The organism is Sodalis-like endosymbiont of Proechinophthirus fluctus (assembly GCF_001602625.1).
Taxonomy (GTDB): Bacteria; Pseudomonadota; Gammaproteobacteria; order Enterobacterales; family Enterobacteriaceae.
In genome coordinates this window covers 27380-44017 of the sequence record NZ_LECR01000078.1, presented here as the reverse complement: position 1 = coordinate 44017, position 16638 = coordinate 27380, and the positions used below count along the sequence as shown (strand labels likewise).

The 16638-nt window shown below is 45.0% G+C and carries 12 protein-coding genes, 1 tRNA gene and 3 pseudogenes; 6 read left to right on the top strand and 10 right to left on the bottom strand.

Going from position 1 to position 16638, the window contains the following annotated elements:
- Window positions 1-1374: RNA polymerase sigma factor RpoD (gene rpoD, locus BG74_RS07805; RefSeq protein ID WP_066597655.1), on the top strand; the 1374-nt coding region annotated here is incomplete at its 5' end.
- Window positions 1375-1922: 548 nt separating this feature from the next.
- A tRNA-Ile gene (locus BG74_RS07800) sits at window positions 1923-1995 on the top strand.
- Between the two features lie 2324 nt (window positions 1996-4319).
- On the opposite strand, the gene BG74_RS07795 is transcribed toward BG74_RS07800, so the two are convergent.
- From BG74_RS07795 to BG74_RS07780, 6 genes and pseudogenes are all read right to left on the bottom strand, one after another.
- Window positions 4320-4499, bottom strand: coding sequence for a hypothetical protein (locus BG74_RS07795; RefSeq protein ID WP_066597653.1), 180 nt, complete (start codon window positions 4497-4499; stop codon window positions 4320-4322).
- Between the two features lie 264 nt (window positions 4500-4763).
- Entirely contained in the window at window positions 4764-5096 is a 333-nt protein-coding gene (locus BG74_RS07790; protein WP_066597652.1) for a hypothetical protein, read from the bottom strand.
- Between the two features lie 116 nt (window positions 5097-5212).
- A pseudogene (locus BG74_RS19835) lies at window positions 5213-5503 on the bottom strand (DUF6772 family protein).
- Window positions 5504-5738: 235 nt separating this feature from the next.
- Window positions 5739-5936 carry a DUF6772 family protein gene (locus tag BG74_RS19830; protein ID WP_369678540.1) on the bottom strand — a complete coding sequence of 66 codons (198 nt, stop codon included), beginning with the start codon at window positions 5934-5936 and terminating at the stop codon, window positions 5739-5741.
- An 894-nt stretch (window positions 5937-6830) separates the two neighbouring features.
- Entirely contained in the window at window positions 6831-6974 is a 144-nt protein-coding gene (locus BG74_RS11455) for a GntR family transcriptional regulator (RefSeq protein WP_187202783.1), read from the bottom strand.
- A gap of 433 nt (window positions 6975-7407) precedes the next feature.
- Window positions 7408-7620 (bottom strand): hypothetical protein, encoded by a 213-nt coding sequence (locus BG74_RS07780; RefSeq protein ID WP_066597648.1) that lies wholly within the window; start codon window positions 7618-7620, stop codon window positions 7408-7410.
- Between the two features lie 232 nt (window positions 7621-7852).
- On the opposite strand from BG74_RS07780, the gene BG74_RS14015 reads away from it, so the two are divergent.
- Entirely contained in the window at window positions 7853-8158 is a 306-nt protein-coding gene (locus tag BG74_RS14015; protein WP_187202782.1) for a hypothetical protein, read from the top strand.
- A gap of 747 nt (window positions 8159-8905) precedes the next feature.
- Here BG74_RS14015 and BG74_RS07770 read toward each other — a convergent pair.
- Window positions 8906-9196 carry a hypothetical protein gene (locus tag BG74_RS07770; RefSeq protein ID WP_066597645.1) on the bottom strand — a complete coding sequence of 97 codons (291 nt, stop codon included), beginning with the start codon at window positions 9194-9196 and terminating at the stop codon, window positions 8906-8908.
- Window positions 9197-10180: 984 nt separating this feature from the next.
- On the opposite strand from BG74_RS07770, the gene BG74_RS20840 reads away from it, so the two are divergent.
- Together BG74_RS20840 and BG74_RS14005 are read left to right on the top strand one after the other, a co-directional pair.
- Window positions 10181-10507 carry an aldo/keto reductase gene (locus BG74_RS20840; protein ID WP_439895711.1) on the top strand — a complete coding sequence of 109 codons (327 nt, stop codon included), beginning with the start codon at window positions 10181-10183 and terminating at the stop codon, window positions 10505-10507.
- A 3617-nt stretch (window positions 10508-14124) separates the two neighbouring features.
- Window positions 14125-14304 carry a hypothetical protein gene (locus BG74_RS14005; protein ID WP_187202781.1) on the top strand — a complete coding sequence of 60 codons (180 nt, stop codon included), beginning with the start codon at window positions 14125-14127 and terminating at the stop codon, window positions 14302-14304.
- 639 nt (window positions 14305-14943) lie between these two features.
- Here BG74_RS14005 and BG74_RS19825 read toward each other — a convergent pair.
- From BG74_RS19825 to BG74_RS21205, 3 genes and pseudogenes are all read right to left on the bottom strand, one after another.
- Window positions 14944-15321 (bottom strand): annotated as a pseudogene (locus BG74_RS19825) (methyltransferase).
- Window positions 15321-15545: a hypothetical protein gene (locus BG74_RS17925; RefSeq protein WP_066597643.1), complete on the bottom strand. Its 225-nt coding sequence runs from the start codon at window positions 15543-15545 to the stop codon at window positions 15321-15323. The pseudogene BG74_RS19825 and the gene BG74_RS17925 overlap by 1 nt, the downstream one beginning before the upstream one ends.
- A gap of 326 nt (window positions 15546-15871) precedes the next feature.
- Window positions 15872-15970, bottom strand: a complete 99-nt coding sequence (locus BG74_RS21205; protein WP_501037424.1) for a hypothetical protein — start codon at window positions 15968-15970, stop codon at window positions 15872-15874.
- 251 nt (window positions 15971-16221) lie between these two features.
- On the opposite strand from BG74_RS21205, the pseudogene BG74_RS17920 reads away from it, so the two are divergent.
- Window positions 16222-16638, top strand: a pseudogene (locus BG74_RS17920) (Gfo/Idh/MocA family protein); the annotation flags it as partial.

The following is a 16638-nucleotide window of genomic DNA, read 5'->3' as shown; positions in this document are numbered from 1 at the left end:
CGCCTATCCGATCTTATCACCGGCTTTGTCGATCCCAATGCGGAAGAAGATATGGCGCCCACCGCAACCCATATCGGCTCTGAACTTTCCGCCGAAGAAATCGCTGATGATGACGAGGAAGATGAAGAGGATGGCGCCGACGACAGCGCGGACGACGATAACAGCATCGATCCGGAGCTGGCGCGCCAGAAATTTGTCGAGCTGCGTGAGCAGTACGAAATTACCCGTAATGCTATCAAAACCAATGGGCGCAGACATGCCAAGTCGGCTGCAGAGACTCGGAATCTTTCCGACGTGTTCAAACAGTTCCGCTTGGTTCCGAAACAGTTCGATTACCTGGTCAATAGCATGCGCGCCATGATGGATCGCGTGCGGGCCCAGGAACGTTTGATCATGAAACTGTGCGTCGAAATCAGCAAGATGCCAAAGAAAAACTTCGTCACTCTGTTCGCCGGTAATGAAACTAGTGAAAGCTGGTTCAAAGCCGCGTTGGCGATGAATAAGCCCTGGTCGGAAAAACTGCATGAAGTCGATGATGACGTGCATCGCAGCCTACAGAAGCTACAGCAGATTGAAGAAGAAACCGGTCTGACTATCGAACAGATGAAAGATATCAACCGCCGCATGTCGATCGGCGAAGCCAAGGCGCGACGTGCCAAGAAAGAAATGGTCGAGGCGAACCTGCGTCTGGTTATTTCCATCGCCAAAAAATACACTAACCGCGGACTACAGTTCCTGGATCTGATCCAGGAAGGTAACATCGGTTTGATGAAGGCAGTAGACAAATTTGAATACCGTCGCGGCTACAAGTTCTCGACCTACGCCACCTGGTGGATCCGCCAGGCCATCACCCGCTCTATCGCAGATCAGGCGCGCACCATCCGTATCCCGGTACATATGATTGAGACCATCAACAAGCTCAACCGTATCTCCCGGCAGATGCTGCAGGAAATGGGACGCGAACCGACACCTGAAGAGCTAGCCGAACGCATGCTGATGCCGGAAGATAAGATCCGTAAGGTACTGAAGATCTCCAAAGAGCCTATCTCTATGGAAACGCCTATAGGCGACGATGAAGATTCGCATCTGGGAGATTTCATCGAGGATACCACCCTAGAGCTGCCGCTGGATTCCGCCACCTCCGAGAGCCTGCGCTCAGCGACCCATGATGTATTAGCCGGTCTTACCGCGCGCGAAGCCAAGGTTTTGCGCATGCGCTTTGGTATCGATATGAATACCGACCATACGCTAGAAGAAGTTGGCAAACAGTTTGACGTCACCCGTGAGCGTATTCGTCAGATCGAAGCGAAAGCGCTGCGTAAACTGCGCCACCCGAGCCGGTCTGAAGTCTTGCGCAGCTTCCTAGACGATTAAGTCCAGTCTGGCTAGCCTTTCCAATCCTGCAAATGCACGAAAAAACCCTGCGGATACTCGCGAGGTTTTTTATTAGTCGTCGCTTAAACTGTGGTATAGGCCCGCGTGCAAATCGTCCATCAGATGGGAGGGGACGTGTCGGCAAAGGTGTGATAGGCCACCTGTGACAGCTCAGAGGCTTCGGTTCGTGGGTAGCTCCACCAGCATGGTAATCCCGCAACCGATCTTTAGTAGTCGCTTTTCTTCCTCCGGGGCCAAAGCCTGACATGCCATAAGTTCCGCCATACGGATAGTTTTCTAGAAATGGGTTGGGATTCGAGAAATGCACCTCTTTATGTGCACTGGATAGCTACGGATTGATGCCGCAAAATACTACCCGTAGCCATTACATAGGAATATCTTTTATTATTGATTTATCTAATTTATTTCTAGCCCTAGCGCCGGATAGTTAATAATTTTAACCAAAAAAAACGGCGATAAATCATCCAGCTATATCGGAGGTGATTATAGATCCCGTTAGCGCTATCATTTATAATCAAAGCCTACTTGGCCCCTTAGCTCAGTGGTTAGAGCAGGCGACTCATAATCGCTTAGTCGCTGGTTCAAGTCCAGCAGGGGCCACAAAAATTAAAATTATAATCAGTTAGTTAAGTTATTTTTTATCAGTAGTTTTTTCTTTTATCAAAACCTTTGGTAGTAAAGCGATCCTGAGGCCCAACCTCCCCTAATTCAGATATTATCAAAACATCGCTCAATCTACTTCACTGAGCTAAAGGAAACGACGTCCTTATGCTAGACAGTTTTCTATAGATTTTAATCCAGGCTGCTAAAACATTTGTTATATAAAAAGCATCAATAATTTTATTGAAGAAAATGAAAAGTTGTTGGCGCATACTAAATAGTCAACATGATTTGGTGCAGAAGAGAAATAGATATTCGTTTCTCTAACGGAAGTGCTTGAAGTTTTGTGTGAAATGGCGATAAACTATTTAAGTTAAGTTGAATGTGCGCTAGAGAGGCATTTTATACACTCTAATCAAGAAAACTATTAGCGTATACCCTAGTCTTAGGTTTACTTAAAATCAATAATTACAAAAAAATAATTTTTGACATTTCTAATGCTTTTACATTCAAATACTAGTACGTTTCTTATAGAAAAATAAGAATGGGAATATATTTCCAATATTAATATTTAGGATTGATGATGCTGGAGATCCCAACAACCATTAATGAACATATAAAAATAGTTACTTGTATATCAATACACGTCCCAACACTCTAACCCACTCTGTTACACCGTGATTTTCTCAAAAAGGTCAATCTATGCTTAAGTCGCTTTTAATTTACTTCTTAAATTTACTTAGGATGAAAAAATTAGATAATAAATAGTAGATAGCAGAATGTGAATCACACAGAAAAGTTTCTTTGACGCTTGGTGATTAAATCAATAGAAATAATAGTATTTATCATGAATAAATTTCATATTTTAATTTTCACTTTTCTTCTTTAACACTATCATATTTATGGATAACCAAACAAGATAAATCTTATCAACTCAATGGCAAGGTAATCTTGCTTTTATCCACGCATAATAAATTTTATTATGTAGAAATTCACGACGATAATTAAAAATGCTATTCTGACTAGTGGCACTTAACCGAAAGTGATGCGATATATCATTTTGCCAAAATGATATATTTGACGAACATGCTAGCAATCACCGAGGTCGAGATTGATTTAACGACAGCGAATGCTAATAACATACAATCAATTGAATTTTCAAATCGTGAAGTTACTTAGCCACCATATACTGATGATAATAAATAATTTATCAATACACTGCTATTCCCGACAAGATGCTATTTTAGCAAGACACTCAGGTGCAGTTAAAGGTAACCTATAGCCCACAGTTCAGGTGTGCCTTATCTGAAAAAGCCGCAGAATATATTTGTGGACGGCATTTTCAAAGGAACCTATATCCTATGAGCAGTATATAAATAGGTTAAGGAACTCGGCATTACTTTACCTATCATAACGCTAGGCATCAACCGGTTGCGTCTACGTATGAGGCAACACGATTTCTCTTTCATATGTGTCCCAAAAAACCATATCCGCCAGTGCCGCAAATTGGCCAGCGACAAGAAGAAGTTAACCGTGATGCTCTCCCGCTAAACGGACGAGTATCAATACTTCGCGGCCATTTTCTCGTTGCGCCTTGGCTGGTCTTTCCAGCGTGATATCCCTGATTTAGCAGCAATACTTCTAACGTGGTCAGAATCTCCAGTGAAATAGCATAAACGGCAATCGGCTATTCCTGTCGTCACTACTTTACAGTGCGACGGCATAAACGGTAATGTTCCTCCAGAGAGGGTGCCCGCAAACCCCAGCTGCTTACCATACCGGTGTAGCGTGTATGGTATATGAAGGAGGAAAAACCTCCTAAATCATAGCCGACTGTGCGGCACACATAGCATCGTTGCACAAACAATAAATCAGGAATATCCCCAGCCAAATCAGGCCCTATTTTCCGGTACTCAGCAATAAGAAGAACGGCACCATTAATACCACTAGCCCGAACTCCCCGACCCAAAATTTTGGTGCCAAACTTATCACTCAAAGAGCCGGCCGAGGGAACAGTAATGAATTTGATAAAGTTACAAATCATCACCCCATGACACCTACGCTCTTATCAACGGCGATGTGCTCTATAAGGTAAGTAATCGCAAATGCCGAGGACAAATAGGAAGTGACGTTCGGCCAGATGCTGAGTAGAAAGGAAAAGCATCGATAAAATTACGTGAGTTACGCTGAATAACTTCAAAAAGCGGCAGGCGTTTTGCGGGATGTATCGCCTTGGCGGCATTGTTGAATTCCTAGCTTTCGGATATCCCATCCGTATCCAAATAACGAAAATACCGATGACAAATAAAGCGACAAAGGGGAAATTATCCCCAGATAATAATCTCTTCTTTTAGCATTTTCTGGACGGCGATAATGGCGATACCCGCGATTATCGACCACAACGCATTACCCACGCTGGAAATCGAAGAGAACATGCCTAGGTTTTTTTCCGCATGATCGGCGGATATTAAATATAGCGCCTGAGAATTTACCGCCCGCAGCAAACCTCTGCCCAATTCGGCAGATAACCAGCAGTATCAGTACCCATAGGCCAACAGTATAATAGGCCAGTATCACCCCGATAAGCGTGGTGTAGACAGCCATGAGCACCAGGGTAAAAATCATACCCCTGACCCCCATTTTATTACCTAGTGAACCGATAATCAAACCGCTAAAGGGGCACGCGAAAAAACCAACGCAGAAAGTGACACAAGGAAGCGAGAACACCGTAAGCGGCGCTCATTTCCGGAAAAATACATAGGGAAAAATTAGCGCGCTAGCCATACCATAAAGCGCAACGTCTTACCACTTAAGAACATTACCACCATCGAGGCCAGGGAAGAATGTTTTGGATCGGACATAAAATACCCCTTCAATTTCAATGCCAAATGCAGTGTGATCATCGCCGTTTGTGCGACGCCATCTAGGGAGATTTCAAGGCGAAACCATCCCAAAAAATGAGATTGCGCTATGGTAGTCAATCCAGGTTCGCTGATGAGGGTGGTGTCACCGGGTACATTGACCCAATACACGCCGTTAGGAAAAATTTTTAGCCTGACCATTATCGTGTTGAAGTCGGCCAGATATAGATGCACCGTCAAAAAGAATAGAACTTCATTTGCCCAACCGCATTCATAAGGTTCACTAGAAAATTGCCGGCTCATCGGCTGGCACAGTTCAATGATTGAGGTATAAAACTCTCTCGTTATTATATTCCTTACTTGGCAGGGTTAACGTAACCATCGGTAGAAATCACTACAGAGTCAAGGTAAATAAAAACTCGACGGTTTTCTCCGGTTTCAATAAAAAATATGATTTAATAATTCGCTAATGCCTTTATATGTATGGGATAGTGTTGGCTGTTTTTTCTGCGGAGATCTATAATGTTATCCATGCATTGTAATTCTACGTATTCTCGCAGAGAAATATCAATAGTTAACTGTAAATACATCCAATTAATTTTGTCATCCGCTTCATTAGCAACAAGATCCTGATCCCCTCCCTCAATCCATTGAAATCCGTCGCTCGAGCTATCAGCCTGACGTTGCCCATACCATTGCTCATCGTTCTAACTTTATGCCAGCTGTCATGACTGTAATTCCAGCACCGTTGATCAACACCCTTGCTTACCCGAAAATATTGCTAGCGTTTGATCTGTACCCTATCTGCGCTGTTGACGTAGAGGTTGGCGCGCATGGTTAACTTCAAATATCGGCTTCAGCTCACTGCGTCATGGGTGCCCATCATCCGAAAGGTGGCAGACGAGAGCTTTTTCGGTTTCCAATGAAAATGAATAAGGTCGATTTATTCAGAATATAGCGCGAAACTGGATTTAAAAAATTTTGTCTCAAGTCTAGATAACTATTATGGCCATGATTAAAATCATCGAAGGTGATGATTTTTTCGAGTGGATCGTATTTTGTAAGTCTATAATTATACATGACGCTCTCTCTTATTTTGGCGATAGCGATACCGTGCATTAATGAGAACGGCGAAGTGAACATATGGGGGACGACAGCATGAAGCACAGCAAAAACTGTCATGCTTATTATTTATTATGCAAATATGGTATTCTTTTTATTTCTCTCATTTGAGAGATCAGAAAGCACGAGGTGAACATAATAGCAACTTAATTTAATGGTAAAGTCGCTTGAACTGATTATGTAAAGCGGAACGTATAATTAGTCTGACTTGATATGGGAAATCATCATTCCGGACTAAAAAATTTTAGCCGCTGCGTGATCAGTCACTATTCAGAGGTGTAGACGTAAAAATATAGCGGTCGAAATCAACCGCCGCGGTGTCGTCTGCCAGCTTGAGCATTTTATTTTTTACAATTTCAATATAATTTCTACATTGTTCACTTCGCTCCGCGAGCGTCTCGGCACTGAATCACTTGTACAATAGATAAACGATCTTTATACCCTCCCACCATGCGCTGAAATCGCTAGTGTCACGATGTTGGTTGAGTCACATACCGGACCGGTTGCGCAATCTCTAGCTCTATTACATTATGACCACCAATGAGATATTTTGTGTCTTCGCTCTCCGCCGCCACGAAATAGTGGAAATACTCATCCGTATCATCGGCAATGACGCCGGAAGAAGAGTGCTTCTCTCCCGTTCCAGCTCGATCGCTTTACGTAGCTCCTGAATGTCGTTTCTGTTCGCCTGGAGTACGGCAAATGGGACCATTTCACCTTCCATAAACTACCTGCCTGTAATAGCTCAAACACGCCGCAGCTCACGTTGTTAGACAAAGGCTCCATCGATAATGTCGTTTCAGGTGATGGTAGCAGAACATAGACGCTGGAATTTTTGCGGATTTTGACGCATTATTCCAGTTCCATCAGGGTGAGTCTTACTCTGACGACGCTGCGACTGACCTCAAATTGCACCGCTAGATCGCGTTCCGCGGGCAATTTATAGCTAGGTTTGAAAGCTCCTCTAGAAATGGCATCGCGTAGTTTCTTGCCCAATTTCCTGGTATGGTCTCATGCTTACCCTATTCATTTTTGTCTAAAAGACTTGACTGATCAAATACCCCGGATTTAGTCAATCTAATAGTGGTTTTTATCGTAACGTCTCCTCCGCGCAATAGCCATGGCCGATCACGCTACCGTTTACGGCCATGTCATCCGCAGCGCGGGTGGCAGAACACGGTTGCGCCAACCGACCTATCCTTTGGTTTCACCTAACTCAGTGGAGATGTCCTCCCTGTAAGCCGTAGCACAGGGCCGGCATAAGCCTTATCGACACACAAGTCGGTGTGACCCCGAAGGATACTGAGAATCAGCTATCAAAGGCTACGTGGTGCGTAAGAGAACGCTAAATGCTATCGTAGGAAAACATCTGTAAAAATAAGGAGATCTGCATTTTTCACAGTGAGATAAATGATTGACATCTTGCCGATTACCCTAGCAGAAACAGACGAAATGCGGCTGGATATCCCCTGATCAGCAGGCGGATCAGCGTGAGCATTGAGCCATTAGCGTTGACGAATTTATCGCTGCGCCGGCGGCCTAGAGGTGAAAGGGAGGAGACGACAGGAATGCCGGGCTGATGATGTTCACAGCGTTCTTTTTTTTCAAAATGCTGTTTTGCAGTGAGTGTTACTAATGTCAATAACCTATTCCATATGTTCTGCGTGCTGCTGTTTGTCAGTTTTTTGATGCACAGGGGAAGCTCTGTAACCTACAGCAGGATCTGATAACGTTACAAAGGTTGAAGCCTGATAGCCCTGTTTGCGATCTATTTCACCGTTAGCAATGTCTGGCGGCGACGCGAGGCAAACATCCCTTACGTTGACCTACGGACTATACTTGATTATCTTCACCTTATTACTGGGGGGTCGTTGGTGCTGCAAAATTATAGTCGCTATACGGTGATAATCGCCGTAATCTCCGAGGTTACAGCGTTATCGGTATTTACTGTCGCCACCAATGCCGGCAAGATCCTTTATTTTCGCAAAGTCTCCGACTTCAATCCCGGGCCTGATAACGTGATTCCATCGCCATTATGCTTAGCGACGATAATCGCGTGGGAATGGCGAATTGTCGGCTATCTCTTGCTGGCAAGTCATTCCCGATGGCATACTGATAATGCCTCAAAGCCGCGGTTCCTTACTGGCTCTAGTGCTAGTCTTATTGGCGACGCCAGCTAATTTTCACCCCGCCGGTGAGCTGTTGTTGTTGCGTTTTGATAGCCTGAGCAATGAATCCGTACTTTCGCATCAGCATCTGGCACCGTTTTTAACGGAAGCGGTTAACATCCCCAGTTCAGGCTGGTTTTTAACCACGAGCTGAACTTCGTCAATTTACGATAGCATACATATCATACTGCCCATAGAGCCTATCTCAGCATGCTTCACAAGGGAATCAGCCGTCGGCCTAGTGTTGTTGGGCGCTGCTGCTCGGCGTCGGCCTACGCTACACTCTACGTGTATATAGGTCGGGATATCACCTGGACGCGGTGCTGTATATGTTCATGTTACTGTTTATCGCCTCGCAGGACATATTTATGATATGCAATCCACTCAAGACGTAGATTTTGATTTGGCTATCGCTAGCGGTGATGGTTCAGCGCCGGCAAGCCGCGAGTCCTCCACCTAATTTCCCATGGCGACGGTGGTAGACGACGCCAGCAAGCGGGTCATGTAGGCCAGTTTATCGTGCAAGTCTCGTACCGCAGAACGCGATCGGTGACCAACTGTACCATATTAATCGTAATGCGATGCCCAGATGCTATAGCCTACCAGCCTGTTGTCTTTAGGCCGACGCGTGTTGTATACCACGACCAACAGGGTGTTGAAAGTGCAGGTCATATGCATAATGGATGTATCTGTGATGACCATTAGATCGGCGCTGCGCACGATCTCCATCGCCGTATTGATGGTGCTATAGGCGATCCCCTAGTGATTAAGAAAATCGCCGCGGCCGATCAAAAACACGCGAATACATACTTCGCGCCGGCGTAAATGGGCGATCAAACTTTCTACCTGCTCGCAGGGAAAATCTTTATCTTCGGCGCCGGTAAACAGATTAATGGCAATAAACCATTCTTTGGCGGGTCGTGATAAATAAGGCGCCAGAGCAGCGATGGTCGGAGGGAATCGCGCCAGACAGAATATAGAGAAACAGCACTGGCGGTAAATTGAACAGTGTCGATACCGCTCGATGTCGTTCGGTGATATGCCGTTCACTGTCTCACCAAGCCAGCTTAGGGCGCATACGGCGACGAACTCTGTTTATTGAAATTGATGACATAACGCGGCACCAGGCAGCAAGCGGAGCCTTAGCCCTTCATAGCTTACTACATCATCAGAGTCGATGATTACATCAAAGCGCTGCTTGGGGCAGGACCTTCAGCGACATCCGTTTATCTCATCGGTACGCTTGATGTACTGCATCACAACAGGCTAGTAATATCTGACACGTGGGAGACAGGTCAGTACTGAGATGTGATAACCATTGTCGGCCAATTATCAGCCAGTGCCAATGGGTAATAATTATATCACTAATTTTATCGTCCAGACGTAGCAACAGGATCCGCTTGATCTTGTCCGGTGTACAACTGCGGACGGCAGGGAAAATTTAGCCAGGCATTTAGTGCTTTTTATTTAATTTGGCGAAGCGCCGCATTTTTGCCGCGATTTAATGTCTCTTAAGGTGGAGTGTACCTTTCCGCTAAGCTTGAGCGATTCAGTGACCAGGAAAAGACAAAGATAACAAGCGTTATAACGAACTATAAGAAAATACTTACTGCAACCAGTAAAACTAGGCGATTTTATGCAAACCCGATCGCTAACACCAATTAATAGCGTAATAGCAATTAATAGCGTAATAGCGGTTACAGGAGGCTAATGGGCTGTCGCTGGTTCACGTATCATTTTCCTATGCCAATCTTGGCAAGACAGGCTCTGACGCTTTCGCCACTGAGTGCAAACCCGCCGGCGTCTGGAAAGGATGAAACAAATAGGAAAACCTGATGCATAGCACAACGGTGCGCCATGTGTCTCTGGCGGGATTTAGCGTCTACCAACTCTCTGATCCTGCCAAATGCGAGCGCGTGGTTTCGGATAACATTACCGTAAGTTATCGCCTAATAGATAACAGATACCGACTTTTCCTATGAAAATAAAATTCAGGTAGGCAACACATTAAAATAAAACGAATTACCGCGCGTCATGAGCTGTTTGTTACCACCAAACTTTGGCTGTAGGATGCCTACTATGAGGGGATTTAAGGCGCAATTCAAGGGATCTTTTAATCGCCTGTATCTTGACTATTTGGATCTGTACCTGATTCATCAGCCCTACTGTGATATCCACGGTGCTTGGCGGTCGGGTCGGGAGAAGTCGTATCAGGAGGGTAAGATTCTAGCGGTTGGAGTGAGCAATTTCTATCCCGATCGCCTTGCCGATATTATGGCGTTCAACCACTTTCCCTCGGCGTGGTTAACCAGGTGGAAATTAACCCTTTCCATGCGCAACCTAATGCCGTTACTTAGATGATAAAGCAAAGACATTCAACCACAAGCCTGAGCCCCTTTCGCTAAAGAGTGTCAGGAGATATTTCACCACCTGCGGCTGATAGCTTATCGCTAACCAATATGGCAAAAGTATCGCTCAAGTTATCCTACGCTGGTTAGCACAGCGTGGCATCGTATATTGATATATTTATCAATTATTGTTGTGCATCTATCACCAAGAGGGAACAATAGGGATTAATCTCTGTTGGGTAAGCGATTAACAATTATGAGGATTAGAACAATCCATCAACGCTTACTCTCCTGATCGGTAAAACCGAAAATTATATTAATAAAATTATATGATAAAAATCAGCATGAAATTTTTTTCAATCGATGATTAGAATATCATCTTTTTGCTGTTAAAAAACATGTTGGTCACCTCCAGTAGATTATCAGATCATGCCAGAAAATAGCGCAAAAAGTAATTTTCTATAAGGTCAACCTCTCTCTATTTTAACTATATTCAAGATGTTATACGTAATTTCATCTATTATCATCAAAGCTATCTGCTTGTCTTTTTCACGATATTCTACTGCAGTCGTCAATCTAGCTATTAACTCCATTCACTCTAACAGCACAAACTTATCAAACGTGAGGTCCATCGACCATTTTCATTATAACATGATTTTTTTGTAAATTGTCACATTAACCGAATAAAATAGAGATGCCAATACATCAGGCGAAATATCATGTTTATAGCGTTGAAATTGTAAAATCGAAACCACTATTCATCCGCATTCATTCATATAAAAAAGGAAATAGGCGCGATACAGCAGCGGAATCATAGAGGTGAGCCAGAGAAGATTCTTTTAAAATAGAGCAATTTATTTCCATAAAATTTCTTTAGTTTCTATAATAAGACACGAAAAATGATTTCGGCGTCTCTACCACAGCCATAATGGGGCTCTTCGCCTGATTAATTGCGCTGAGGAAGTGCTTGACAAGAAATCAATCACAGCTTGCAGGGAATGCTGGCGAAGACATTTGCACCATCCTAATGATTTTGTCCAACGCCTGCATCCTCGAGCTGTCGTCGAATTAAATCAGTGTTGATCCGCTGCTATACGTTTCTGCCTTGTTTTCAGTGTTTAGTGTCTGCATTCTCGCACCGAGAGCAAAAATTTCGGATAATGACGCTGTCGCTCCTGCGTCAATAAGCATCAATGAAAATCATTGCACATGGAGATAAAACCTAAGAACAATTAATCCTTCAAAATAGGCGAATCACTCCAGCCGGCATATCGGCTCATAGCAGCCTTTTATTTGCCATTTTTTACGGCATCGCCATTATAGTTGGACAATGAAAAACTGTTAATTGAAAATTCTAGCAAAATAAGGCATCATTCTTTATGAATAAAAGAGAAGAATAAGCAGTTAAAACTAGGCGTTAATCTAAGCGATGACAATAATAATTTAAAAAAGATAATATATCTTTGCGAAAACCATACTATGTTAAAGTATAAATTTTAAAGTGGGAGGCGGCGGTGTAGTATTGAACAGAATTCTATAACAATATGGTTTTTATAATAAAATCTAGTATTGTAAACATCTTTGTATCACAGCTAGCAATCTTTCATTGCACTATAAAAGAGATTTATACCCTTCTGATTTATCTGATTTAGTGGCCAAGTGCCTGATGGATACTGGCATCTGTCTGGAATAGCTTACTAGCGGTCAGGGAGATATGTTTTCCGGCCCGAACATACGTAATCAAAGTCAACAACAAACGCTCGAAAACTCCTGGCAAGTAACCTTATCAAGGGTGAAATCTATGATGCGGGAACGTCTTTCTTGGATATTGGTTGGTTTAAACCAGATCTTGATGTCCCCGCCTGCGGCCCGGTATGCTTATGGAAGGTAGAAAACGCTTTATCGTCGATTATCAATTCAGTGACGTCAGCTGTGCGGCCGGTGGTTAACGGAAATTGCAGGCCGCCTTTGTACGGGACCCGTTCCGCATGCCAGTCGGGCAGGTTAAAATCTGCGGGGTGAGATACATTTTGATTTCGACTTACAATATATCCGCATCCTTACTCGAATGATAACAAGTTGCGTATAGCCGCCACATGGCCCTTGCCAGTCTCAGATCCTGATGCTCCCGCTACCGATTGGTAAGCCGCGATAGTTTAATCTAGCAACCCTCTACTTAAAAATTTTTATCCTCAACACATTTCGTTGGAAGTGAAATTTTTACGCAGCTTGAGCCGGTTTGTAGTAAGTGATTTCCTGCGTTAAATTTTTAACCTTATTTTTATTTATCGAGACAATATTCTAGGTAAAAAAATAAGCTACATTACTGATGAGAAAACAGGCGTGACAGGTGTCGATCGTCATCAAATACATTATTAATTAAATGTTAATTTAATAAAATTATTCAATATATTAAAAATTTTTTACTATGTATATTTTCTTTTATTAACGCGAGTTGCCAAGCCGAAATACATTAACACCGCCAGGATTCACCTGTAATCCGATCGAAAGGGTTTTGCATTGGCTTATTTATCTATTAAATCAGGGACACGCTTTATGCAACCTGTTCTTTTCTCTCCCGCTGTTATCAATGCTAAAATTTTTCCGCCGCACCTCTGCAAAAAGCAGGTGCTGCAACGTCATTGGAGGACTATTTTAACTGTTTTATCCCCGCCGATAAAGCGGATGTGATTGCGCGGCTGTGGGCCACGTCACCTGAACCATGCGGCGAGCTCAAGGATCTAAGCCTCCCAGCAAGACAACTAGGTCTGGGCCTTCGCGCTCCATGATCGCATGGTGCAAGACGGGAAATACACGGTGGTATAGCACCATCTGGCGTACACGGGGCCCATAAAGTTCTTTTCTCCATCGCCTCCAGCTCGATTCCGGTGTCGCAACCGCCGCTGAAGCACTTGGCACGTACGTTGTGTCATATGGCCTTAAAGTGGCAAATAATACAACCGACGGCTGCCCGCGGAGCGTAGCGCCATCGCGCCACGCAAGGGAACAGGTCGACTGGCATGTGCTGCATCAGAGTATTTCGCTACTGTGCACGGCCCTATGACAATGTAATAGTGAACTCAACCGTACTTTACAATCCGATCCACCAGGACAGTATCAAAGATGTTGCGCGCTACCTGTGCGATGAATTGACTCTAGGCCAGGCCTCAACGTAGTACGAGAAAAGTTAAAACAGCTATTAGAAAGGCAGATACTGCTGTTGCCGATAATGTCTGTCCCCGTCTGTCTTTATGAGGGAATAGGTGCTGACCGAGCATTTCAGCGCGGTAGTTGCGCGATGAAAAAAAGAGGAGTATTGACATTTCGCTATTTTCGATAGTCTGGACGGTAGTGATACTGAGCCGCTAAAAGAAGCGGCACTTAGTTAGTTAGTGCCAAAAAAGTGCCGGCGATATTATTTTTTTCATCAACATTTACAGCATCGTAATAAATGTACCATTCGTGCCTTTAATTTCTTCTGCTACTGTCTCACCATGAAGGAAATGCATTTGGGCGGACCGGGGAAATAGGAGCAACTATTTGATAACTATTGCCAAGAGGCCACAGAATTGACGATAATGCTGGGCGAAGATAGCGCCTTAAGCAGCCACGACGTTGCGCCGCAATTTTATGCTGAATTGTCTAATAAACGGCTATCATCCCGACGAATGGGCATTGATGCAAAATGAACCAGTTTTTTGCGGCGCGAGGCCTGTGGGGCACGGTCTGGGTTTGTCGCAATCTTTCCATCAGTTGTTGGGCTGCTTGCACCGGCCACTATCAGTGGCCCAGTGGCCGGAAGACAATTAGCGTTGCACAAAGAAAAAACCTCGGTGCATTAAGGGAGGGTAGAGGGTATACGCCATTTTGTAGCCGCGCCATCCGAGATATAACAAAAAAACTGGACGCGGCTGGCATGGCAGGGTTCACTGTAGCACAGTGGCGCGGGCGTAATGAATAATGCCCGACGCGGCAACAGCACAGGTGCACCCACACCGGTCGGGAATAGGACAAAGCGCCTATCCTTGCCTATCAGTCCTGGCATGACTGGCGAAACACCGCGGCCTCTTTCTCTAATGCATCGATATGTGTGATAATAATTTTATCTTGTGAAACAGGTAATTGCGATTCGGAGAGCTGTCTAAGCTATTCAATTTTCCCACCAGCATAGCGTTATGCTCCCGCAGCCACGCCTCACGCGCCAAGCATTGCTCTAACTGGTGCTGCAACAAATGGTACTCCTGCCGCTACACATGCTAGCGCTGTATTATACTGTTTTCTAGCAGAGAAAAGACCGCATCTAAACTCATCTCTAACTCTTGCAACAACATGACTGTTCCTTTCCTCGGTCTTTGGCACAGTATAATGATTATCCAGCGTAGTAACAAATCCATTATGACCCGAGCCTCCTGTCAGCGCTCCTGGAGCATCTTTACGCTTTTTATCACCTCAAATTTCTGATTGGCGCCCAAGCCCTGGGGCAGTTGTCAAACAAACGCTTAAGTTGACGAAAATAATCCAAATGACGATTAGCCACGGGCTAAGATGCGCAGCTCGGCTGCCCTGCTGCAGGCTGCGCCGTGCATCGCAGAACATTTGCCGGGCGATATAATCCATTATCACCTGCTGTTGGTGGAAAGGCGGATTAAAGATAATGGCCTGCACACTGTCATCCGTGACGCCCGATAAACAATTGTCAACCTGAAATCAGCAGCGCGGCAGATCCACCGGCCAGTTTTCGCTTATATTAAGCGGGCTGGAGGCGATTGCCATATAAAACTCATCGACAAAATGTATCTCGGCCCGCAGATTTTCCGTCAGCACCATCAATCCCAGGATACCATTGCTGCACCCAAGATCCACCAGTGTGCCTCAACATCTTGCGGCAAATAGGAATATTGCGGCAAAGGCAAATATGACAGGAAAAAACGCGTACTGATATCCAGCAATGTCCGGAAGAAGACGTTGGTCTGATTGTGGATCCGATACAGTGTATTGTCCTCCAGCAGCCAAAGGTAGGGCAGCGGCGATAAAGGCGTCTGCTCGGCCAAAGTGCTGTAGAATTAGCCGCGCCTTTTGCGCCAACGAGGTGTGCCGATAATGTCGCTAAGCAGCGCTAGCGTGGAACTATGGATCTTGCATACCTTGCCGGCGGCAAGGAACATTATGTCAGGGCCTGCTACCCGGCGCACGGGGCTTGCAGTTGATATTCAAGCAGCGAGAGGGTTTTGGGGAATTTTTAACAGCACCAGCCCGGGAAGACGGCGGCAGAGGCGCTAGACTGTTCAGCAGGGCGACCGGTTCTGCCTGACTGTTTTACGCCATGTTATTACGGGTGGCGAGCTGGCTCAGGTACGAATCGCTGACACCTTCAGCTTCAGCGCGCTCTTAGTGTGCAGGCCAGCGCGCCGAAGGTGTCATTGAAAATCAGCGTCGGGCTGGTTATCGCCTGCGCCAGCGGGCGCGACTGCAGCAAATATTCATCCGCTGTGTCTCATGCTTTTAGGGTGTCATTAGCCGCGCTGGGCGGATAGCATTCCAGCAGGACTGCGCCGAACGTGTGCTTAAAAAGGCCCACACGCCCTACCTGATGATAAAATTATGCAGTTAAGCGGTAATAACGGCGGAATTATATTGTTTTTTTACCCAGTATAGGAGAATTCACTTGCCGGATGGGCATGTTACTCTGCTGTTATCCTCCCTTAATCTGCAGGTTGTCGGTTTAGGATGATTCATTTCGCAGTCATAAGTACCAATTGGATCACCCGTCAGCTTATCGGTGCCGCTCATGAAATCGGTAAGCTGAAATTAACCGCCATTTATTAGAGCTAGCTGACGCAGGTCTGCGCCCTGGCGGTATATTATCCGGTCAAACAGTGTCTTGATTCCTTGGAGCAGCTTTTCCAGCTCTGATCTGATTGACTCGGCGTATATCGCCAGCAACGCCCCACATTGTCATCAGAACCTGCTGTTTATATGATAGGGTAAACACGTGATCTGTGAAAAACCCCTCTCTTCCATGCTCACTGAAGCAGAATAGATGATTGCCTGTGCCCTTGATAGCATCCGGTGGCACTGTTCGAGGCGTTCAAAACTGCCTATCTGCCTAATTCTCAGGCGTTCCAGCAGGCGCTACCGAGCGCA